Below are 21330 nucleotides of genomic sequence, written 5' to 3' on the forward strand. Positions count from 1 at the left end.
TCCTAGACGATGCCCCTTATCGGATTTCACGCCTCTCACGAGCAGATCGATCCAGGGTCTCTGCTCAAGGCGGTATGCCTTGCCGAACAAGCCGGTTTCGATGCGGCGATGTGTTCGGATCATTTTGCGCCCTGGAGCGCAAGACAGGGGCAATCGGGCTTTGCCTGGGCCTGGCTTGGCGCGGCGCTGCAGGCGACATCGTTCGGGTTCGGCGTCGTCAACGCGCCCGGACAGCGTTACCATCCCGCCATCATCGCGCAGGCGGGAGCCACGCTGGCCCAGATGTTTCCCGGCCGCTTCTGGCTGGCGCTCGGCTCGGGGGAAGCGGCAAACGAACACATCACAGGCGATCCCTGGCCCATCAAGCCGGTGCGCAATGCGCGGCTGGGTGAGTGCGTGGATGTGATGCGACGGCTCTTTGCCGGCGAGACGGTGACCCATGACGGGCTCGTTGCCGTCGACCGGGCGAAGCTCTGGACGCTTCCGGAGCGGCCGCCGGAGCTGATCGGCGCCGCCGTCAGCGCCGAAACAGCACGATGGGTGGGCTCGTGGGCCGACGGGCTCATCACCATCAACCAGCCACATGACACTTTGCGGCGCGTGATCGAGGCTTTCCGAACTGGCGGCGGCGAGGGCAAGCCGATCTACATCCAGATCCACCTCGCTTATGCGCATGATGACGAAACGGCGCTGGCCATCGCATTCGAGCAATGGCGAACGAACGTGTTCTCCCCTCCCCTGTGCTGGGATCTGGAGCTTGCCGAGCATTTCGATGAGGCATCGAAATTCGTGCGCAAGGAGGATATGCACGGTTCAGTGCTGATCTCGAGCGAGCCGGGGCGGTTCGTCGAGTGGCTGGGAGAGTTGGCCGATCTGGGTTTTGACGGGCTTTACCTCCACCATGTGGGGCTCGAACAGCGGCCGTTCATCGAAACCTTTGGCGAGCGGGTGCTTCCGGAACTGAGGTAAGTTCTAGCCTTCCCTGCCCTTGAGCCCCATCCGGTCCATGATCTGGCCTATGCGGCCGCGCGAATAGGCCAGGCCATGATAGGTGGAAAGGGCAAGGCGCGCCCAGCGCAGGTAGAGGCCCGGCCGATCGAGCCTGCGGGCCAGCCAGAACATGCGATGGCTCCAGGCGCTGATCTGATAGCGCATGAAATAGATGAGCTTTCGGCGCAGCGAGAGATCCTCGGCGCCGGGCGCGACACGCTTTTTGGGCCTGATGCCCAAGCGCGGCCAGGTGAGGCGGAAGGCCAATCCCTCGCGCCGCTGGCGGAAGCCGGCGGCCTGGGTTTGGCGGATGAATTCGTGATCGACCTGGTCAAGCGCGAGACGTCCTTGAGCCATTCCTTCGTCAAGGATGGCCTTGAGCTGCGGCGAGCGCACGATCACCACATTGGTGCCTCGGCCATCGGATGCATAGGGTTCCACCCAGGCGTCGCCGAAGGCGATATCGGCGGTTTCCGCCACCACGTCATCGCAGAAATTGCAGGCCGAATTCTGGAAGAACCCCGCACCCCAATCGCCATCGGCAAGATGCCACCAATCCTTGACGTGCTTTTCGCCGCTTCGATCGGTCAGTTGCGCAGTGTACCAATTGGCGGGACGATCGGCGTTCTTGAGGCGGTAGTCCACTTTTTCGACGGCATCGATTTGCCGATCCATCTGCCAGGCGAAGCTTTCAACGAACCGGGCGCTTTTCATATGTCCGCAGAACAGGCCAAGGGTGAAGGCGATGCGCTCGGCAAGCACCGGATCCTGCGCGCACAGCAGATGGACGGCCTTGATGAAACAGGGGATGCCCACAACCGCATAGCGCCCTGGCACGGTGCGGATGGTCTCGATCACCCCTGAAAGCTCGATCGGATAATAGCGCGACTTCGCCCCGGCATGGATCTGTTCGGGGCTGCGCGAGACCACATAGCGGAAAAACGCGCCATCATCGGCAGGCGCGACATGGGCCACGCCATCCACGAGGCCCCGCCGCAACAACTCGGTTGCGACCCAACTCACCATGCCGCCGGAGCTGCCCTGGGCACGGAACCCGTTCTCGGCGGCGTGGCCGACATAGGCGGCCTCATAGCGGCCGATATGCCAATCCCGATTGGGTGCGGCGGGAAAATTGCCGGCCGCCAGGTCGTCCTCATCGCGGGCGAAGGGGGAGAACGGACATGTGCGCGCCAGGGTGGGACTCGGCGTCTCCAGCCAATCGCGCGCGCCGGTTGGCTGGAGCTGCCCATAGGCGTTCCACGCCATATGCACGTCCCCCTTGCCCGCCTGGGCGACACAGCCGCCGCAGCCGATGCAGAGGCCCGAGCGCAGCATGGCTTTGGGGCTGATGGCGGGCTGTGCGGGCTCAGTTGCAGACGGCATCGAGATAGGCGTCCGAGCGCCGTTTGAGGATCGCGATGCGATGCGGGATCGTCCTCTCGGGTGCTTCCCCGAGAATGTCCCAATATTGGCTCGACGGGGTCTCCTGCCCCACCAGATGCCGCCGGGCGCCGACGGTTTCGGTCAGGTCGCGGATCTTGTTGGAGCGATAATCGGTCAAGGCACACGCGAACGGCTTTTGGTTGACGAGTGCAAAGACACAGCCATGAAAGAACGTGGTGACCACCGCCTGGGCCCCGGCCATGAAGCCAGCAAAGTCTTCCGGTCCGGCATCAATCCATTGCGCGTCTGCCCAATCGTTGCGATAGCCGATGCTGATAAGCCGCAGGCCTTTATCCTGGGCGAAAACGCGCACATTGTCGGTGAACCACTGAGGGAAACCGTGCCCATAGACGGCCAGATATGGCGGCAGGCGGCGCGGCGCCTTACCCTCGATCAGATGGGAAAATTGTAGGCACGGGTCGAGCACCAGTTCGGGCTCGCAGCCAAGCGCATCCTCCACAAGACGGCGCGAGTTCTGGTCGCGGATGGAAATCCGCGAGAAATCGCGCAGCTTGCCGGCCCAACGGCCATCGAGCCCTTCACCGGCATCCTGATTGCCGAAGCTCGCCGCATAGGAGGCGATTTGCCCGGCCCGCAGCCCCTCGCCGAAAAAGACGGGGTGACCGCCATACCAGGGATGGCGCAAATTCCAGACTTCGTCGCTGCCCACGAGTACCAGCTCATGGGGGTCCATTTCCGATGGCCGATCGAGCGCGAAAGGTTTCGACAACGGCAAGCTGTCGATGGCATCGAGGAACCTCCGCATCTTACCGGCATAAAGCGGTAGATCGGCCCTTTCGCTCCTTTTTGGCAGCAGGGGTTGAAGAGCGCAGCGCCACTCGGCGCGTTTGACGCGCTCAGAATGATGATCGAGGAGCACCGCGCCATGTCCCCGTTCGCGCAGACCCTCGACGAGGCAGCGAGCCTGCCAGTATGAGCCATAATTGATGCAGCGGTGGAAGGTGAGGACAGCGATGCGGGGAGCAATGGGCATAAAGGAAGCCTTCCGGCTCATTGGTGTCGCCTTGACCCAATGGCGCCGCAGGGCATGCGTTCCGCTCCGCCGTCCAGCTTAACCCTTGGCAATCGCGGAGTTCAGCATGGCTTTATCGGTCCACTCCGTGCCCCGGAGCGTGAAATCCCCGAGCTCCCGCCGCGTCAGGTGAACCGGCTTGCCGTCACCGATGTCGGTGGTTGGCGCCCGGCGAAATAGGCGTCGATATTCTCTCTGACCAATTCCGCCATGGCGGTGCGCGTTTCCACGGTGGCGCTGCCGACATGGGGCACGGAGAAAACGTTATCGAGCTTCAGGAATCGCTCATCTATCCTGGGCTCGCCGAGGAACACATCAAGACCGGCACCGGCAATGGCCCGCGCTTCGAGCGCCTCGATCAGCGCGTTCTCGTCTATCACGCTTCCCCGTGCAATATTGACGAGATATCCCTCGTTTCCCAGTGCCTCGATCACGGCGCGATCAACGAGGCCCTCAGTACTCGCGGTTGCTGCAACGGCGACGATCAGCACGTCCGCCCAGCGCGCGAGCTCGAGGGGGCTGGGAAAGGCTCTCCATTGGGGCACCGACTTTTCCGACCGGTTCCAGAACCCTATCTCCATTTTGAAGGCCGCCGCCCTTTCCGCTATCGCCCGGCCGATAGCGCCCAGCCCGACAATTCCCACTTTCTTGCCCGAGGCCGAACGGGACAGGGCAAGCTTTCCACCCCGCGCCCATTCGCCCGAGCGCACCAGGTCCCGTCCGCGCCCCATGTCGCGAAGTACGGCCAGCATCAGCCCTATTGCCATGTCCGCAACGTCATCGGTTAGAATCCCGAGCGTCGTTGCAACATGGATCTTCCTTTGCGCACAGAGATCGAGATCGATCCTGTCGGTCCCCACACCATTGACCGCGATCAGTTCGAGGTTGGGCATCCGTTCGATCCAGGAGCGATCGACCCCGAGCGCCCCGTTCGTGAGGACCGCCCGAAATCCCGTGAGCATGGTCTCCGCCGAAGCGTCTTGTGCGGAAATCAACCGGTAGCGGCCCGCGAGGTCGGACCCGATGGGCTCGATAAGGGTGTCGAACGCCAGGATCGGCTCTATCATTGGCTTGCCTATCAATGTGAAATCTGACCCAGGAAGGTCTTGGTCCGCTCGTTCTGCGGATTGGAAAAGAAGCTCTCGGGCTCGCCGCTCTCGACGATTTCGCCCTTGTCCATGAAGATCACCCGGTCCGCCACCTTGCGGGCGAAGCCCATCTCATGGGTCACCACCAGCATGGTCATCCCCTCGCTGGCCAGATCGATCATTGTGTCGAGCACTTCGTTGACCATTTCGGGGTCCAGAGCCGAGGTCGGTTCGTCAAAAAGCATGATCTTGGGGTTCATGCACAATGCCCGTGCGATCGCCACGCGTTGCTGCTGCCCCCCTGAGAGCTGGGCCGGATATTTGTCCGCCTGCTCGGGAATGCGCACGCGTTCGAGATAGCGGCGCGCCGTGGCCTCTGCCTCTGCCCTGCTCACGCCCCTCACCTTCATCGGCGCCAACACGCAATTGTCCAGAACCGTCATGTGAGGGAAGAGGTTGAACTGCTGAAACACCATGCCGACCTCGCGGCGGATCTTCTCGACATTTTCCGCCCCGGCGGTCAGTTCGACCCCCTCCACCACGATCGTTCCGCTCTGTACGGTTTCAAGCTGGTTGATACAGCGGATAAGGGTGGATTTTCCCGAACCCGAAGGGCCGCACACGACGATCTTTTCGCCGCGTGCGACCGATAGTTCGATGGCCTTGAGGGCATGGTAGCTGCCGTACCATTTCTCGACGCCGCTCATGCGTACGGCGATTTCGGTATCGTTTCGTGCAGCATCGGTAACCATGTTCTGCCCTCAAAGCCTTGCTGGAGTTTGTTATTCGCCCGCCAGAACGAATTCAGGCAGCGGACCGCCGACCCATTCCTCGTGCAGCGCGTTCAGACTTCCATCTTCCTTCACCCGGGCCAGAAAGTCGTTGATGTAGTCCAAAAGCTCGGTGCTGCCCGGACGGACGGCAATCGCCTGGCTCTGCTGGCGCAGCGAGAACTTGGTGTCGAACCGGCCCGGCGCCATTTCATTGATCTGTGCGATCACCACGTTGGACGCGCCCATCAACGGGGCCTGCCCCGAAAGCAGCGCCTGCACCGCCGAGGCGTCGTCATCGAAGCGCTGGATGTTCGCATCGGCCGGCGCGATCTCGGTGATCGAGGTGTCCTGTGTGGATGCGCGCGCAACGGCGATGCTGTGGCCGGAAAGATCTTCCGGTCCCGTCACCTCGAGATTGGCGTCGCCGAAAACGAAGATCTCGATACCGGCATAGGGTTCCGAGAAATCGACCTGTTCGGCACGTTCGGGCGTAATGCCGAGAGAAGCGACGAGAACGTCGATCTGGTTGGACACGAGATAGGGAATACGGTTGGGCCCGGTCACGGGAACCAGGTTGAGCTCCACCCCCATGTCCTCGGCGAGCAGGCGGGCGACGTCGGCGTCATAGCCGTCCGGATTGCCCGCCTCATCGAGAATGCCGAACGGGGGGAAATCGACAAGCAGGCCGATATTGATCGTGCCGCGTTGCTGGATTTCCTCGGGCGTCTGGGCGATGGCCGGGCCAGCCACAAGGCCCGCCACAAGCGCCGCGGCGCCCATCATTCCGATCAAAGTTTTGCGCAGTTCCATATTCTCTCTCCCTTGGTTGATGTCGTCGAGTTCAGCGCGTGGTCGCCACGGCAAACCGTCCCTCCAGGTGCCGCGCCCACAGCGAGAGCGGCCAGCAGAGGACAAAATAGAGCGCCGCCACCAGCGAAAAGACGGTCAGGGGCTGGAACGTCGCGTTGTTTATGATCTGGCCGGCCCGTGTCAGCTCGACAAAGCCAATGATGGAGGCCAGCGAAGTGCCCTTGATCAGCTGCACGAGAAAGCCCACGGTCGGCGCCACCGATATCTTTGCCGCCTGGGGCAAAACCACGTAGCGCATGCGATCACGATATTTCAGCCCCAGCGCCCAACTCGCTTCGGACTGTCCCGAGGGCACGGCTTCGATGCAGCCGCGCCAGATCTCGCCCAGATAGGCGCTGGCATGGAGCGTGAGGGCCAATGCCGCCGCGATCCAGGGATTGATCCCCACCCCCACGATCGAAAGGCCGAAATAGACCAGGAAGAGCTGCATCAGGAGCGGAGTGCCCTGAAACACCCGAATGAAGGCGAGCGCTCCATAGCGCAGCGGCGCGACGCGCGACACGCGGGCCAGCGCGATGGCGATGCCGCCCAATGCTCCGCCAGCGAAGGCGATCGCCGAAAGCAACAGCGTCCACTGCACGGCGGTTATGATGAACAGCGCTTCGTTAAACCCGAATGTGCGAAACATGGGCTGCCCTCACCGCGCCAGGGGATAGCGGAAAGCGATCCGCCCGAGTGCAGAAAACAGGCCGGAAAAGCCGAGCGAGAGAATGAAGTATATCAGCGTGATCACCAGATAGACCTCGAAGGCCGCGAAGGTGGCAGACTGGATATTGTTGCCGGCCGCGGCGAGATCGGTCGCCGAAATCGCCGAGACTACCGACGAGGTCAACATCAGGTAGATGAACTGGCTGGTAAGCGCCGGATAGATGGTGCGCAGCGCCGGCTTGAGAATGATGTAGCGGAAAATCTGATGGCTCTTGAGTCCAAGGGCCCGACCGGCTTCCACTTGCCCGCGATTGACCGACTCGATCCCCGCGCGCACGATTTCGGTCGCGTAGGCTCCGACATTGACCGACAGCGCGACCAGTGCGGCGGTGTTGGGATCGAACCTGATCCCCAAGGCGGGCAGCGAGAAATAGATGAAGAATATCTGGATCAGGAACGGGGTGTTGCGGATCACCTCGATATAGACGTTCACCAGCCAGCGAAGCGCGTTGGGGCCTGCCGTCTTGGCAGCGGCGCACGGGACGGCGATCAGCATGCCGATCAGGATCGCTCCGAAGCTGAGCTGAATGGTAACCAATGCGCCATAGATCAACTGGTCGAAATTGTTGATCACCGGAGCGAAGTTGAACTGATAGTTCACGCGCCCGTTCCTCCCGCGGCCCTTGCCTGCCGTCGTTTAGATCGATCTAAATATAGCCGAGCCACCGAGTCAACCCTCTAGGGGATCGAACGCGCGGGGTCCGACCGAACCCCGGTCGACGAAATGGCTGGGCACCGTCATCCGCTGGCGCGGCGCGTCGGGGTTTTCGATCCGGCGCAGCAATTGGCTGGCTGCCAGTTGCCCGATCTCAACCGCTTCGGTTGCGACCGAAGCCAGCGCCGGCCGCACCAGCTCGGTTTCCGCGACGTTGTCATATCCGATCAGCGATACGTCGCGTCCGGGCACCAGCCCGGCTTCGCAAAAGCCGCGATGCATGCCGAGCCCGATGACGTCATTATGGCATATCCAGGCGGAGGGGGCGCCCTTTTGCCGCGCCATCCTCAGCGCCAGAGCCGTTGCTTCCCCATGGGTGGGTTCGATTGTCATCTCGACCGCATCCACCGCATCGTAACGCGCGATGGCGGCCCGGAAAGCGCTGAGCCTTTCTTCACGGGCCGAATGATCGAGATTGGCGGTGACGAACCCGATCCTCACGTGCCCAAGTTCAACCAGCCGCGAAACCGCTCCGTACATGCCGCCGAACTGGTCCATCCCTACGTAATCGGCTTCTCCACCGACCGTCCTCAGGACTTCGACCACGGGCATGCCCCACATCTGCAGCTTCTGGGTGAAGTCGGCCTTGGTGCCCGCGGCGGGACAAACGATCAGACCGTCCACTCCATGCTCGCGCATGCGGGTGACGAAACCGTCCTGCTTTTCCTGGGACTCGGCGGACTGGGCGATAAAGGTCGCCAGCCCGGCCCCTTCCACCACATGGTCGATGCCGGTGAGCAAGATGCCGAAGAAGGGATTGGAAAGGTTGGGAATGATCACGCCGATCGTACGGCTGCGCGCGGCCCGCATGCCTGCCGCACCGGCATTGTAGACATAACCGATCTCCGCCATTGCGGCCTCGACGCTGGCCCGCGTCTCCCGGCTCACCAGCGGGCTCTTGCGCACGACCAGCGATGCGGTCGCGCGCGAGACGCCGGCGTGCCGAGCCACATCCATAAGCGTGGGACGGGCTATGCGTCGAGTTTGCTTGCTCATGGTTGGTTATAGAACCGGCGCTTGCGCGCTCCCCTTTGGATCGATCTCATCGACCACCATGGCAAGGCTCGATCACCAAAGCAACAAAGCTCGGAGCTTTAATGGCCCGCGCCGAGAAGCGCGCTTCGGCGGCGAGGCTGGAGAGGCTCATTGCCACGGAGCTGCGAACCCGAAAGAAGCGAACTCTTTCGGGAACCGGCGTCGACCTTAAACCCTCACCAGCCGGCCATCCGCGCGCGGCTGCAGCACGCCGTCCCCTACCCGCTCCCAAGCCGCTGCGGCGATGCTCCGGTCGGCCGGCTGGAGATCTGCGTTATCGGTCGCCGCATCGATCGCGAGCACCGAACTCTTGAGAAGCCGCGAATAGGGGTGTTCGGGCGTATCCAGTATCGGTCGAGCAGGCCCCATCTCCACCACATAGCCCTTCTGCATGATCACCAGCCGATCCGATATGTAGTAGGCCGTTGCGAGATCGTGGGTGATGTAGATCACCGAGACCTCAAGCGTATCGCGCAGGTCGCGCAAGAGATTGACGATCGACATGCGCAGCGAGGCGTCCACCATCGATACCGGCTCGTCGGCAATCAGCAGCGAGGGATTGGAGATCAGCGCACGAGCAATCGCGATCCTCTGAAGCTGCCCGCCGGAAAGCTCGTGAGCATAGCGTCCGGCGATTTCCCTGAGACTCAACCCCACCTTCTGAAGCGCCGCATCCATCGCCGCTTCAACCTCGGACCGGGTTCTCGCGCCGAGGAGCGTGCGCGCACTCGCCTGAAGATAGCGGTCGACCTGCTTGAGCGGGTTGAAGGTTTCGAAGGGGTTCTGGAATACCGGCTGCACCCGTCGCATGAAATCGAGCCGCGCCGCCCGGCTCCGGCGCTCCGCCGCGCTCCTGCCCTCGAACAGGATATCGCCACTGGTCGGGCTTTCGATCCCCAGAATCATTCGCGCCAGCGTCGTCTTGCCCGAACCGGACTCGCCAATGATCGTGAAAATTTCCGCCCTATCGGCCGAAAGCGAGAAATTCGCATCCACAACAGCGTCGATGGAATTGCGCGAGAGCGGCCCGCCCATCACGAAACGTTTGGAGACGTTGGAGACCTCGAGCAGCGCTGTCATGGCACAGCCTCCACCACCGGCGTACCGATGCGCACGAGCGGCTTTACATCCTCACTGCGCCAGCAGGCGGCGCGATGATCAAGGCCTACGGGGGCGAGAGGCGGCACTTGCTTGCACTTGTCGATGGCGAGCGGGCACCTTGGGTGGAAGCGGCACCCTTGCGGCGGCTCGGCCAGATTGGGCGGACGCCCTTCCAGCGCGGCCTTGGGTGCCGTATCCCCAATCCTGGGGAGCGATGCCACGAGATGGGCGGTATAGGGGTGTTTGGGGGCGGTAAAGATTGTCCGCGTCGGCGCCTCCTCCACCAGTCGCCCAGCATAGACGATCCCGATCCGATCGGCGATGTTGGCATGTACGCTCATGTCGTGGGTCACGAAAACCACCGAAGCCTGCATCTGGCGCTGTACGTCGCGAATCATCGCCAGCACGTCCTTTTGCACCACGACATCGAGCGCGGTCGTCGGTTCGTCGGCAATCACGAATTCGGGCTGGCATACGGTCGCCAGCGCAATAACCACCCGCTGGCGCATTCCGCCCGAAAGCTGATGGGGAAATGCGGACAGCACGTCGGGCGATAGACCCAGCCGCTGGAGATGGGCTTCGACCCGAGCCCAGAATTCTCGCCTCGGCAACCCCATGGGGCGGAAAGCGAAGTCGCGGAACGTCTTATGTACCCGGCGCACCGGGTTGAGCAGGCTCATCGAGCCCTGCATGATATAGGACAGGTGTTTCCAACGGATCGCGTCGATCTCTTCCCTGCTGGCCTTGTAGGGGTCGATCTCAAGATCGCCGAAACGATAGGTCATCGACCCGTCCACTATCCTGAGCGGAGGCCGGATCGCGGCGGCGAAGGTCTTGATCAGCGTTGTCTTGCCCGACGAGCTTTCCCCGGCAATGCCGTAGATCTCGTTCTTGCGGATGGAGAGGGTCACGTCGTCCACGGCGCGCACTTCGCGCTCGACCCCGAAATAGCCCATCTGATAATAGGCCTTGAGGCCTTTCACGGTCAGCACGTCAAGGGCGTCGGTTGCGGTCATCATGCACCCCCCATGCGCCGCAAGCGCGAACGCGGATCGATATATTCGTTCATGGACACCGTGAGCAGGAACAGGCCGATAAACAGCATCACGATCATGATCACGGGGATAAGGATCCACCACCAGACCCCGACCACCATCGCCGAGTGGTTATTGGCCCAATAGAGCGTAGTGCCGACGGTGGGTATGTTGACGTTGGTAAAGCCGAGCACCGCGAGGGTCACTTCCATGCCGATCGACCAGATCATGTTGGCGATGGCGGTGGCGAAGACGATGGGCATGACATAGGGCAAATGTTCCTCGAACATGATCCGGCGCGCGCTCATGCCCGAAAACACCGCATGGCGAGTAAATTCGCGATGACGCAGGCCGAGCGCGACCGAGCGGATCAGCCGCGCGTCGAACGGCCAGCCGAAGCACGCCATCACCAGCGCGAGCCGGAATAAGTCGAGTTCCGAGCGCATCACGAAATAGAACAGGATCAGGATCGGAAAGATCGGCAGGGCAACGAAGATGTCGTTGAAAAACATCAGCACCCGGTCGGTCCAACCACCGAGATAGCCTGAAAGCAATCCCACGGTGATCGAGATGATGCGGCTGAGCACGGCCACTATCAATCCGAAAGCCAGCGTGTTGCGGAAGGCGAAGCTGAGCTGCCAGAACATGTCCTGACCGCGTGAATTGGTGCCAAACCAGTATTGGGCGGAGGGCGGCTGGTCGGGAATGACGACGTACATCAGCACAGGATCGACCGGCGAGAAAAAACTGGCCAGCGCGAAGATCACGATGCCGCCGACAAGAATGCAGCCGATGGCGAATTCGATATTATAGCGGACGAGGTCCCTGACGATCGCAAACATTGGCTATTTCGCCCTCACGCGTGGATCGAGCAGCGGGTGCAGCAGATCGATGATGAAGATGGCGCTTGCGACCGCGATGACGGCAATCGAAGAGACCGCGAGGACCAGCGTCGTATCGCCGCCATTGACCGCGCGAACCAGCAACGTGCCCAACCCGGGATAGGCGAAGACCTGCTCGGTGATGATCGTCCCCGAGAAAATGCCCCCAAGCGCCATTGCAAGCCCGGTGAGCTGGGGCACCATCGCGTTGCGGATCACATAGGAAAAGACCACCCGTTGGGTCTTGACCCCGGCCAGTTCGGCATAGGTCACATAATCCTCGGTGATGATGTTGGAGACCAGCGCCCGCATCCCCAGAAATGAAATCCCCAGGCCGACGATCACCAACGAGGTGGCCGGCAGGATGGAATGATGGAGCACTGAGAAAATGAACTCGGGCGTAAAGCCGGGCCGCACATTCATGGCAAAGCCGCCGGAGATCGGCATGACCGGCCACAGATAGCCAAAAATGACCACCAGCAAGAAGGCGACGATATAATAAGGTATGGGCTGGATGCCCATGGCGACGATGCCGAAGGCTTTGAGGAACCTGTTGTTCTGGTAATAACCGGCCAAGCCACCCAGCAAATTGCCGATGATCCAGTACAGCACGATCGAGGTGACGAGGAGCCCCACCGTCCAAGGCAGCGCCAGCATGACAAGGCGCATGGCCGGAGAGGGAAACGCGATGAGGGATGGACCGAGATCGCCAACGATGAAGCGCGACCAGAAGTTCACATACTTTTCGAGGAGCGGCCGATCGGTCCCGAAAAGCTCCGTCAGCGTCTCGCGTAGGGCCTGGATTGCTTCGGGACTGAAGTTCGATTGTCCCGCGACGCGGCCGATAATGGTTTCGACCGGAGAAACAGGCGAGAGGTGCGTAATGAAAAAAGCGGCCGAAATACCGGCGAAAATAACGACCGCTAACTGCAATAAACGCTTAAGGGCGAAAAACAGATAGTCCTTCATTGTCGACGCTACGCCTTCCCCTCTTCGTTTGGGGGTGTCCGGCCGAAGCCGGACACTTGGTTTTGCTCGAAGGAGAGCCTACTGGGCCGGCTCAAGCTGAGTGAAGATGTAGCGTGAGTTCGCCCAGTTGGTCACGATATTGGCATAGGGGTTTTCCTCTGCGGTTGGAAAACCGGTCCAATACCTTTCCGAATAGGCAGCGAACACGTTGAACGACATCATCGGGATGACCGGCATCTCCTCGACCATCAGCCGGACGAAGTCGTGCCCGAGTTCGAGGTTTTCCTCGGTCCCGAACGGGGTCACGCGGATTTCCTCGATGATGCGGTCGAGTTCGGGGTGCTGCCAGCGCTGCCAATTGCGCTGCGGCTGCCGCTCGCCTTCGGGCGCGACATAGCTTGAATGCCAGCTCTCAAGGAAGAACGAGAGGTCGGGGTCGCCGCCCCAGGTCTCGATCGACCAGGCCGTTGCCGCATCGAAGTCTCCCAAAGGCAGATCCTGAGCAAACATTTGCGGGGTCACCTGAGCGGTCACGTCCACGCCCGCCTGGCTCCATTGCTGGGCCGCCATGGTGCCGAAGCGGTTCATCACTCCGCTTTCGAAGGTCGTGATGGTGAAGGCGAAACGCTCGCCATCCGGTGTATACCAGTCATTGCCCTGGCGGGTGAACCCGGCATCCTCGAGCAGTTCGGCAGCGGCGTCGAGATTTTGCTCCCACCAGCCGTAACCAAATGCCCTCCGAATCTCGTCTTCATCGGTTGGCACGGCATCGCCGAATTGCGGACGCACCATATCGGCGACCTGGATTCCGATATCGGGGTTATAGGGTTTGATGACCGAACTGCCCGTATCGAGTTCATAATCGATCAGCCATTCCTGCAATGGATCGTGATAGTCGTCCGGATGGGTTCCGGTGGGCGGGATGGCAATGGCCGAAAGGGTCGCCGCTCCGCGATAAGCCGCCATCGAGATCTGACGTGCGTCAAGCATCAACGCCAGCGCCCAGCGCACCCGGCGATCCTGGAACAGCTCGTTGTTGTGATTGAAGATCACCATGGGCAACGTGGGATCAGGATGGGCGTAAGGGAAGCCAGGGAACCAGCCGCGCGCCGTCTCGTCCTGCTCGACGAGGCTGAACATGGCTTCGGGCGTCAGGTCATGGATCATGTCCAGATTGCCGTTCACCATTTCGATCAGCCGGCTGTCTATCGCCGGAATGGAGCGATAGATGATATATTGGGGTGCGGGTTCGCCATACTGGGCAACAGTCGTCCGCTCCCAATCCTCCCGCTTTTCCCAGATATACCACGCGCCGTTCGGATCGTGGCTGTGCAGCGTGTAAGGACCGAGGCTGACGGGCGGATTGAAGTCGTAGGATGATGGATCTTCAAACTCTTCAAAGACATGCTTGGGCATGATCCACGCGCCGTTCCAGCGGACCGAGAAGATCGCATGGAAACGCGAGTTGGGCTCGTTGAGGTTGAACAGTACGGTATAGTCGTCAACCGCTTCGACGCTCTCAACCTGCTGGGCGAAAGTGGCGCCCCAGTTGGTGGCCGGCATTTCGGCCTGCGTCTCCACCGTATAGACAACATCATCGGCCGTGAACTCAACGCCATCGGACCAGTAGATGCCTTCACGCAGGCGCACGGTCATCTGCGTGAAGTCCTCGTTATATTCCCAAGGCTCTGCGGCCAGGGAATTGTAGAGCGCGCCCTCCAGGCCCGCGTCCGGATCGATATACCAGAGCGTATCCATGGCAAGCTGATGCAGACCATTGGCAACGCTGTACCCCGGCACCCAGATATTAAACCAGTCCGGGCTGATGGACGGCGGCTCCGGGTTGTGGACGATCAGAGTCTGTTCGCGTGGGAATTCGTTGATCGGCGGCAGTTCTGCCGGAGCATCCTGGGCTATCGATGCACTGCCCATGATGGCAACGACAGCGACAGACGCCAGAAGCGTCTTCCACATCTTCATCTTTTCCTCCCGATTTAATGGAGCGCCCCTCGACGCCCCTTCCTCCTGCCTCGTTATGCTACCGCAGCGTTTCTTTCTGTCAACATATTATATGATATATATCGCATTAATTGATATACTAACATTTTGCCAACCGGTGCGGGCAAGGCCGGCAAGTCTCCAATGATCTTCATCGAGTGGGCATGCGGACGCCTTACCGGCCCAGCCGGACCATCTGATAGGAGTAAGGCGGGAGAGACACGGACAAGATATCGCCCGAAACCGAGGCACCTTCGCCTTTACGCGGCGCCACCTCGTCCGGCTGCGCGCTGGTGTTGACCGCATTGAGATCGCCGTGGGTCATCACCCGATGGTCGATGACGCGCATGTCGCCAAAACCTTGGAGTTCCACAGAAAAATCCACCATCTCATCGGGATGCCGGTTGACCGCGAACACTGTGACAGTCCCCTCCTCTTGGTTGTGGACGGCAGACACATCGGCATAGGCAACACCGCTGAACGCGTCGCTGTCATAGGTCGGACAGTCGATCGAAAGGTCGAGTGCCGTACCGCGTCCAAAGCGGGAGGCAAAGTAATAGGGATAGTAGATCGTCTGCCGCCAGGCATCTCCGCCCTTTTCAGTCATGATCGGAGCGATGACGTTCACCAGCTGTGCGATGCACGCGATCTTCACCACGTCCGAGCGACGGATGAACGTATTCAGAATAAGCCCGACCTGAAGAACATCCTCGAAATTATAGACGTCCTCGAGAAGTGCCGGCGCGTGCGGCCACCCTTCCTGCCCTTCGAGAATTTTCCGGTCCTGCTGGCGGGAATGATACCAGACATTCCATTCATCGAATGAAATATAGATATCCTTTTTCGAGCGCTTCTTGGCCTTGACGTAATTTATGACGCCCTGAACGGCAACGATGTAGTCATCGAGCTTCTGGTTCAGCGCCAGGTAGTTGCCCGCGTTCTTCTCGTGGTTGGCGAAATACATGTGCAACGAGATGTAATCCACCACGTCATAGGTGTGCTCGAGCACCGTCGCTTCCCACTGGGGATAGGTGGGCATGTTGGAGTGGCTCGATCCACAAACCACCAATTCCAGCGATTTGTCGAAGGCGCGGATCGCCTTTGCCGTCTCGGCGGCGAGCTTGCCGTACTCCTCGGCGTCCTTGTGGCCGATCTGCCAGGGGCCGTCCATCTCGTTGCCCAGGCACCAGAGCTTGACGTTCCAAGGCTCCTCCTGCCCGTTTTTCTTGCGCAGATCGCTCCAATAGCTGCCGCCGGGATGATTGACATATTCAACGAAGTTCCGCGCGGCATCGAGCCCGCGTGAGCCGAGATTGACCGCGAGCATCATCTCGGTCCCCACCGATTTGCACCATTCTGCGAACTCGTGAATACCGACCTCATTGCTTTCGGCAGTGTGCCAGGCCAAGTCCAGCCGGGTCGGCCGATCTTGCTTGGGCCCAATGCCGTCTTCCCAATTGTAGGCCGAAACGAAGTTACCGCCTGGATAGCGTACCACAGGTACGTCGAGCTCCTTGACCAGTTCGATCACATCACCGCGCATGGCGTTTGCATCGGCCGTGGGGTGGTCCGGCTCGTATATGCCCGTATAGATCGCCCGGCCCAGGTGCTCAAGAAATGCCCCATACAACCGGTCATCGATCTCGCTGACCGTAAAGTTCTTGTGGGCGACCGCCGTAGCCTTCACTGCCCCCTCCCTCTTTTGCGCAGAAATTCCGATTTATATCGGAATTTATGATAGACAAGAGCACGCTTGTCAACTGCACCGGCCGTCCGACGATGATTTTGCGAAGGATGCGCCTATCACGCCTGATAGATGCGCATCAGGATGTCCTGATCGTAATTTCCGAAGCCGCGCCCAAATATGTTCAGCCCTCCGGGATGAGCGGCATCTTCGCGGATTCCGATCTTGAGTCGGATGGAATGGTGGGCAGCGATACCGAGATCGGCGAGGGTGACGGAAGAAATCTGCAACCCGTCGACGAAGCTTCCGACTGAATTTACGCGGAAGCTCTTGAGCTTGCCATATTGCGACCCCTTGAGCTTCCACCAGTCGGGGGTATAGACGCCACGCTTGTCCCCGTAATCCCCCGGAGAAGTCCAGGTGCCGATTTCCGTGCCATTCACCCATATGGTGATGTCGGAAGGCCAATCGGCGCTCGTACCCGGCACTTCGGACGAGAGCTCCATGGAAAACTCGATGGCCTCGATCTCGCTGTTGGAGAGCTTGGCGTTGTTGGGAAACTGATATTCCACATTGCCCCGCGTGAACCAGATCAGCCCCGCACGCATCCGCGAGGGATCAAGGAACGTATCGGGGACGTCGAGCAGGCCCACGATACCGTCCGGAGTACACAGCCCGCACGGCGCCATGACGTCACAGCTCGTGTAAAGTCCCAGCGGCATGGACACCTCGATATGCCCGCCCTTGACTTTGGCGATGTCCTCCTTGAACGCCACAAGGACCTCGTCGAAAGTGGAATGGCAGATCTTCTGGTTCCCCTTGCGCGCCTTTTGGGTCTCCGAGCGGATCAGCCCAGCCTCCTCCAAAATGTTCACATTGGACGAGACAGTTGATTGTGGCAGGCTAAGAATACTGGCGATATCGTTGATATTCTGCGCTCCACGCACATGCAGCAGCTTAAGGATTTGCACGCGCACGGGCGAGGCCAGCCCCTTGAGCACGTCCATTCCTTCTTCAGGATCCACCACGAGAAAGTTTCGCGCCATTATCTATCAGCCTCCTCTCGTGCCGCAGCAGTTCACCGTTCATACATATCAGGTGTCCCGATATAGTCGAGTCGGTTAAGATGGGGGATGATCTTGGTGTGCTTAAAGCCGGGTGCAGAAGAGCGCGACATACCCACCGCAAGAATTCGTTCTAGCGGACTTCCATACCTTGCCGGCCAGTTAGATCAGATTGGAGCGGGTGAAGGGAATCGAACCCTCGTCGTAAGCTTGGGAAGCTTCTGCTCTACCATTGAGCTACACCCGCGCGACTGTCTGTTTGCGGCAAATCCGATGCTGCGTCAAGAGACGGTGCGCGGAGGGTATCTCCGCACTCACATCGCTGTTATCTAACAGCATATCTCGCCGGATTCAGGGGCGTTTCGCTGTAGTTCCGCCCTTTTCCGCAGACCAATTGCGGCAGAAAGTCGGCGCCAAAGGTTGATCTCGGGGCAACCTACCCCTATTATCGCGGATCAACAGCGTATCATTTAATTCATATCTGGCTAGGATCGTGCGCGAACCTGGCTCGATATCTTTTTGCGCGCAGGGAAGCAATTTCGAATACACATCGATATTTATTGTTTTCAGCGCCGCGCATCTTAAAGGAGACACATGGCAGTCAAGTTATCCGTAAGGAACGTCTATAAGATATTCGGTGAGAAGACCGGTGCAGCGCTCGGGATGCTCGAAGCCGGCAAGAGCAAGGAAGAGATCCTGGAAGCCACCGGCGCGACGGTTGGTGTGAGGGATGCGAGCTTCGATGTCGGCGAAGGGGAAATCTTCGTCGTCATGGGACTCTCGGGATCCGGCAAATCGACCCTGGTGCGCATGCTCAACGGGCTGATCCAGCCCACATCCGGCTCGATCATGATCGACGGCGTGGACGTGGCGAACTGCTCGAAAGAGCAGCTGCGGCGCATCCGGCGCGAAAAGATCGCCATGGTGTTCCAGCACTTCGCCCTGTTCCCGCATTGGAGCGTGGCCGACAACGCCGCCTATGGACTCAAGATCAAGGGCGTTGCCGCCAATGAGCGGCGGGAAAAAGCTCTCAAGGCGCTCGAACAGGTAGGGCTGACGGCGTGGGCGGATAGCCTGCCGTCCGAACTCTCGGGCGGCATGCAGCAGCGCGTGGGCCTGGCTCGCGGATTGGCCACCGGCCCCGAGGTGCTGCTGATGGACGAACCATTCGGCGCGCTCGACCCGCTCATTCGCCGCGAAATGCAGGACGAGTTGATCGCGCTGCAGCGCTCGCTCAAGAAAACCATCATCTTCATCACCCACGATCTCAACGAAGCCCTGCTGCTCGGCGACAAGATCGCCATCATGAAGGATGGGCGTTTCGTGCAGGTGGGAACCGCCCAGGAGATCGTTTCCAATCCGGCCGATGATTATGTTGCCGCTTTCGTTGCCGATATCGATCGCGGACGGGTGTTTACGGCCGAGGACGTTTCGGGGGAGGCCGCGCCGGTCAAACTCGGGGAAGCCAGTGCGGAAGACGCCATGCGGGTCATGGAAGACCTCAACCGCAACGCGCTCTATGTGGTGGATGACAAGGACAAGGTGGCCGGCGTGGTCACCTACCAGGATCTCGCGGCGGCCACGTTCGACGAGAGCAAGCCCGACCCGGTACTCGAAGAGGTGATGCTCACCGACTTTCCCACCGCCGAGGCCGATCAGCAACTGGCCGATCTCTACAGCGCGGCGAGCGCAGGGCTGCCCATTGCGGTGACCGACGAGAAGGACCGTCTGGTGGGTGTCGTCGAACCGGAAGCGGTGTTCGCGCAGCTTTCGGGCGAGGATGCCGACGCCACACCTACCGAAACAAACACCACAAACGAAAAGGAGAGCGCGCATGTTTAGTCCCGGCGACCTCCTGGTCATCCCCTTTGACGACTGGATCAACGATTTCGTGCGCGGATGGCTGGTGCCCAATTTCCGGCCTGCCTTCCGGGCGGCGCAGGTGCCCATCACCATGGTGCTCAATGCGCTGGACGATTTCTTCAACTTCCTGCCCATGCTTTTGACCACCGGAGCCTTTGCACTGGCGGCCTGGAAATGGGCCGGGCGAGGCATGGCGATCTTCACCCTGATCGGCTTTGCCTTTATCGACATGATCGGGCTCTGGCCCGAGACGATGACGACGCTGGCGATGATCATCACCTCGGTGCTGTTCTGCGCCGTGATCGGCATTCCGGCCGGCATCGTCGCGGCGCGTTCCAACCTCGTCTGGAAAGTGCTCCGGCCGGTGCTCGACATCATGCAGACGATCCCGAGCTTTGTTTATCTCGTGCCGATCGTCATGCTGTTCGGCGTGGGTATGGCGCCTGGAATCATCGCGACCATCATCTTTGCGGTGCCGCCGATCATCCGACTGACCAATCTGGGCATCCGCAATGTGCGCGGCGACCTGATCGAAGCGGCGCAGGCGTTCGGCTCGACCGGATGGCAGATGCTGGTCGACCTGCAGATCCCCCTGGCGATGCGCACCATCATGGCAGGGCTCAATCAGACGCTGATGCTGGCCCTTTCGATGGTGGTGATCGCCGCGCTGATCGGCGCGGGCGGGCTGGGGCTGGTGGTCAATACCGGGCTGGGCCGGCTCGACGTGGGCGGCGCGACAGCCGGTGGCGTGGGGATCGTGATCCTCGCCATTGTCCTCGACCGTATCACGCAGGGCTTTGGCGAAAATCAGGGCAACACCATTTCCCTGCGCCAGGTGCTGGGCAATCTCGTCCGGCTTCGCGGCACGCAGGCGATCGGGGAGAGGGAAAAGACAGCCTGATAGCTCTTGATGCGGCGGCAGCACTGCCGCCGCTTCTATCGCCCGTATCTTTGCGGGTTTCGCATGGCGGGTAAGCCCGTCCATTTCAGAACCAAAGAAAAGGAGACAAAGGCAGAAATGTTCAGTCTCAAAAAGACCCTTGCAACCCTTTCCGCCGCCGCCCTGCTGGGCGCAGCGGCAGTTCCGGCCGTGGCTCAGGACAATCCCGGCGACGGCGTAACCGTCAACATGGCACAGGCCACTTGGGACACCGGCTGGTTCCACGCCGAAATCTACCGCCAGCTTCTCCAGGAGCTGGGCTATGACGTTCCCCAGATCACGACGCTGGACAACCCGCCCTTCTACCAGGCAGTAGCACAGGGCGACATGGACCTTTGGGTCAATGGCTGGTTCCCGCTGCACAACACCTATGAGCCGACCTTCAGCCAGGGTGCGGAGATCATCGGCTCGGTGGCCGAAGGCGGCGCGCTGGAAGGCTATCTCGTCAACGCTTCGGCGGTCGAGGAATTCGGCATCACCTCGCTTGACGATTTCAAGCGCGACGAGGTGAAGGAAGCGTTCGACCGCAATGGCGACGGACTGGCCGATCTGGTTGCCTGCCCTCCAGGCTGGGGCTGCGAAGTCAATATCGAGCATCACATGGATGCCTATGAGCTGCGCGACCACGTCAACCCGATCAAGGCCGGCTACGCCGCCTCGATGGCCGATGCGGTTGCCGCCTATGAAGCGGGCGAGAACATCCTGTTCTACACCTGGACCCCGAACTGGACCGTCAATGAGCTCGTGCCGGGCGAAGACGTGATGTGGATCGAGGTTCCGGAAGTCGACCTGCCCGATATGAGCCTTGCCGATGCGGCAACGCTCGAAGGTGTCGAAGGCTGTGTCAACGATCCGTGCATGCTGGGCTTCCCGGCCAATGACATCGTTCCGGTTGCCAATTCGGCGTTCCTCGAAGAGAACCCGGCAGTGGGCGCCCTGCTCGAAGCCGTAGAAATCCCGCTCGGCGATATCTTTGCCCAGAATGCGGCGATGAATGCTGGCGACGACGACATCGAAGCCCAGGCTGCTGCCTGGATCGAAGAAAACCGCGAAGCCGTGGATGGCTGGCTGGAAACAGCTCGCGCTGCCGCGTCGTAAGCGTTTCGCTCAAACCAAATTGAAAGGCCGGGGTTCTCCCGGC

General features: G+C 60.6%; 19 protein-coding genes and 1 tRNA gene. 4 read left to right on the forward strand and 16 right to left on the reverse strand.

Going from position 1 to position 21330, the window contains the following annotated elements; translation table 11 throughout:
* Positions 1-9: 9 nt before the first annotated feature.
* Positions 10-969: a TIGR03885 family FMN-dependent LLM class oxidoreductase gene (locus NO934_RS04745; protein ID WP_309162608.1), complete on the forward strand. Its 960-nt coding sequence runs from the start codon at positions 10-12 to the stop codon at positions 967-969.
* Positions 970-972: 3 nt separating this feature from the next.
* Here the strand turns inward: NO934_RS04745 and NO934_RS04750 are convergent, their stop codons facing one another.
* From NO934_RS04750 to NO934_RS04825, 16 genes are all read right to left on the reverse strand, one after another.
* On the reverse strand, positions 973-2373 hold the full coding sequence (locus tag NO934_RS04750; RefSeq protein WP_309162609.1) for a Coenzyme F420 hydrogenase/dehydrogenase, beta subunit C-terminal domain: 1401 nt from the start codon (positions 2371-2373) through the stop codon (positions 973-975).
* Entirely contained in the window at positions 2357-3427 is a 1071-nt protein-coding gene (locus NO934_RS04755) for a polysaccharide pyruvyl transferase family protein (RefSeq protein WP_309162610.1), read from the reverse strand. Before NO934_RS04755 ends, NO934_RS04750 begins: the two co-directional genes overlap by 17 nt.
* 164 nt (positions 3428-3591) lie before the next feature.
* Positions 3592-4533, reverse strand: coding sequence for a 2-hydroxyacid dehydrogenase (locus NO934_RS04760; protein ID WP_309162613.1), 942 nt, complete (start codon positions 4531-4533; stop codon positions 3592-3594).
* A gap of 11 nt (positions 4534-4544) precedes the next feature.
* A complete protein-coding gene (locus NO934_RS04765) occupies positions 4545-5306 on the reverse strand; it encodes an amino acid ABC transporter ATP-binding protein (protein ID WP_309162615.1) in 762 nt (253 codons plus the stop codon).
* A 30-nt stretch (positions 5307-5336) separates the two neighbouring features.
* Positions 5337-6137, reverse strand: coding sequence for a transporter substrate-binding domain-containing protein (locus tag NO934_RS04770; protein WP_309162618.1), 801 nt, complete (start codon positions 6135-6137; stop codon positions 5337-5339).
* 31 nt (positions 6138-6168) lie between these two features.
* A complete protein-coding gene (locus NO934_RS04775) occupies positions 6169-6825 on the reverse strand; it encodes an amino acid ABC transporter permease (protein ID WP_309162619.1) in 657 nt (218 codons plus the stop codon).
* Between the two features lie 9 nt (positions 6826-6834).
* A complete protein-coding gene (locus NO934_RS04780; RefSeq protein WP_309162621.1) occupies positions 6835-7506 on the reverse strand; it encodes an amino acid ABC transporter permease in 672 nt (223 codons plus the stop codon).
* A 69-nt stretch (positions 7507-7575) separates the two neighbouring features.
* Entirely contained in the window at positions 7576-8616 is a 1041-nt protein-coding gene (locus tag NO934_RS04785) for a LacI family DNA-binding transcriptional regulator (RefSeq protein ID WP_309162623.1), read from the reverse strand.
* 207 nt (positions 8617-8823) lie between these two features.
* Entirely contained in the window at positions 8824-9735 is a 912-nt protein-coding gene (locus tag NO934_RS04790) for an ABC transporter ATP-binding protein (RefSeq protein WP_309162625.1), read from the reverse strand.
* Positions 9732-10772 carry an ABC transporter ATP-binding protein gene (locus tag NO934_RS04795; protein ID WP_309162627.1) on the reverse strand — a complete coding sequence of 347 codons (1041 nt, stop codon included), beginning with the start codon at positions 10770-10772 and terminating at the stop codon, positions 9732-9734. The genes NO934_RS04790 and NO934_RS04795 overlap by 4 nt, the downstream gene beginning before the upstream one ends.
* Positions 10772-11632, reverse strand: coding sequence for an ABC transporter permease (locus NO934_RS04800; RefSeq protein WP_309162628.1), 861 nt, complete (start codon positions 11630-11632; stop codon positions 10772-10774). Before NO934_RS04800 ends, NO934_RS04795 begins: the two co-directional genes overlap by 1 nt.
* Positions 11633-11635: 3 nt before the next feature.
* Positions 11636-12640, reverse strand: coding sequence for an ABC transporter permease (locus NO934_RS04805; RefSeq protein WP_309162630.1), 1005 nt, complete (start codon positions 12638-12640; stop codon positions 11636-11638).
* A gap of 78 nt (positions 12641-12718) precedes the next feature.
* Entirely contained in the window at positions 12719-14620 is a 1902-nt protein-coding gene (locus NO934_RS04810) for an ABC transporter substrate-binding protein (protein WP_309162631.1), read from the reverse strand.
* Between the two features lie 193 nt (positions 14621-14813).
* Positions 14814-16325 carry an alpha-N-arabinofuranosidase gene (locus NO934_RS04815; protein WP_309162633.1) on the reverse strand — a complete coding sequence of 504 codons (1512 nt, stop codon included), beginning with the start codon at positions 16323-16325 and terminating at the stop codon, positions 14814-14816.
* 116 nt (positions 16326-16441) lie between these two features.
* Positions 16442-17368 (reverse strand): helix-turn-helix domain-containing protein, encoded by a 927-nt coding sequence (locus tag NO934_RS04820; RefSeq protein ID WP_309162635.1) that lies wholly within the window; start codon positions 17366-17368, stop codon positions 16442-16444.
* Between the two features lie 191 nt (positions 17369-17559).
* A tRNA-Gly gene (locus NO934_RS04825) sits at positions 17560-17633 on the reverse strand.
* Between the two features lie 347 nt (positions 17634-17980).
* On the opposite strand from NO934_RS04825, the gene NO934_RS04830 reads away from it, so the two are divergent.
* From NO934_RS04830 to proX, 3 genes are all read left to right on the forward strand, one after another.
* Positions 17981-19228: a glycine betaine/L-proline ABC transporter ATP-binding protein gene (locus NO934_RS04830; protein ID WP_309162638.1), complete on the forward strand. Its 1248-nt coding sequence runs from the start codon at positions 17981-17983 to the stop codon at positions 19226-19228.
* Positions 19221-20150 carry a proline/glycine betaine ABC transporter permease gene (locus NO934_RS04835; RefSeq protein ID WP_309162639.1) on the forward strand — a complete coding sequence of 310 codons (930 nt, stop codon included), beginning with the start codon at positions 19221-19223 and terminating at the stop codon, positions 20148-20150. Before NO934_RS04830 ends, NO934_RS04835 begins: the two co-directional genes overlap by 8 nt.
* 117 nt (positions 20151-20267) lie before the next feature.
* Complete coding sequence (gene proX, locus NO934_RS04840) at positions 20268-21287, forward strand: glycine betaine/L-proline ABC transporter substrate-binding protein ProX (RefSeq protein WP_309162641.1); 1020 nt, start codon at positions 20268-20270, stop codon at positions 21285-21287.
* Positions 21288-21330 lie beyond the last annotated feature (43 nt).

Source organism: Pelagibacterium sp. H642 (assembly GCF_031202855.1).
GTDB lineage: Bacteria > Pseudomonadota > Alphaproteobacteria > Rhizobiales > Devosiaceae > Pelagibacterium.

Excerpts from the sequence above, each read along its gene's own strand:
- NO934_RS04830 (WP_309162638.1), top strand. The coding sequence starts at position 17,981 with ATGGCAGTCAAGTTATCCGTAAGGAACGTCTATAAGATATTCGGTGAG.
- NO934_RS04750 (WP_309162609.1), bottom strand. The coding sequence starts at position 2,373 with ATGCCGTCTGCAACTGAGCCCGCACAGCCCGCCATCAGCCCCAAAGCC.
- NO934_RS04785 (WP_309162623.1), bottom strand. The coding sequence starts at position 8,616 with ATGAGCAAGCAAACTCGACGCATAGCCCGTCCCACGCTTATGGATGTG.
- NO934_RS04835 (WP_309162639.1), top strand. The coding sequence starts at position 19,221 with ATGTTTAGTCCCGGCGACCTCCTGGTCATCCCCTTTGACGACTGGATC.
- NO934_RS04800 (WP_309162628.1), bottom strand. The coding sequence starts at position 11,632 with ATGTTTGCGATCGTCAGGGACCTCGTCCGCTATAATATCGAATTCGCC.
- NO934_RS04770 (WP_309162618.1), bottom strand. The coding sequence starts at position 6,137 with ATGGAACTGCGCAAAACTTTGATCGGAATGATGGGCGCCGCGGCGCTT.
- NO934_RS04760 (WP_309162613.1), bottom strand. The coding sequence starts at position 4,533 with ATGATAGAGCCGATCCTGGCGTTCGACACCCTTATCGAGCCCATCGGG.
- NO934_RS04795 (WP_309162627.1), bottom strand. The coding sequence starts at position 10,772 with ATGACCGCAACCGACGCCCTTGACGTGCTGACCGTGAAAGGCCTCAAG.
- proX (WP_309162641.1), top strand. The coding sequence starts at position 20,268 with ATGTTCAGTCTCAAAAAGACCCTTGCAACCCTTTCCGCCGCCGCCCTG.
- NO934_RS04775 (WP_309162619.1), bottom strand. The coding sequence starts at position 6,825 with ATGTTTCGCACATTCGGGTTTAACGAAGCGCTGTTCATCATAACCGCC.
- NO934_RS04765 (WP_309162615.1), bottom strand. The coding sequence starts at position 5,306 with ATGGTTACCGATGCTGCACGAAACGATACCGAAATCGCCGTACGCATG.
- NO934_RS04805 (WP_309162630.1), bottom strand. The coding sequence starts at position 12,640 with ATGAAGGACTATCTGTTTTTCGCCCTTAAGCGTTTATTGCAGTTAGCG.
- NO934_RS04820 (WP_309162635.1), bottom strand. The coding sequence starts at position 17,368 with ATGGCGCGAAACTTTCTCGTGGTGGATCCTGAAGAAGGAATGGACGTG.
- NO934_RS04755 (WP_309162610.1), bottom strand. The coding sequence starts at position 3,427 with ATGCCCATTGCTCCCCGCATCGCTGTCCTCACCTTCCACCGCTGCATC.
- NO934_RS04790 (WP_309162625.1), bottom strand. The coding sequence starts at position 9,735 with ATGACAGCGCTGCTCGAGGTCTCCAACGTCTCCAAACGTTTCGTGATG.
- NO934_RS04745 (WP_309162608.1), top strand. The coding sequence starts at position 10 with ATGCCCCTTATCGGATTTCACGCCTCTCACGAGCAGATCGATCCAGGG.
- NO934_RS04810 (WP_309162631.1), bottom strand. The coding sequence starts at position 14,620 with ATGAAGATGTGGAAGACGCTTCTGGCGTCTGTCGCTGTCGTTGCCATC.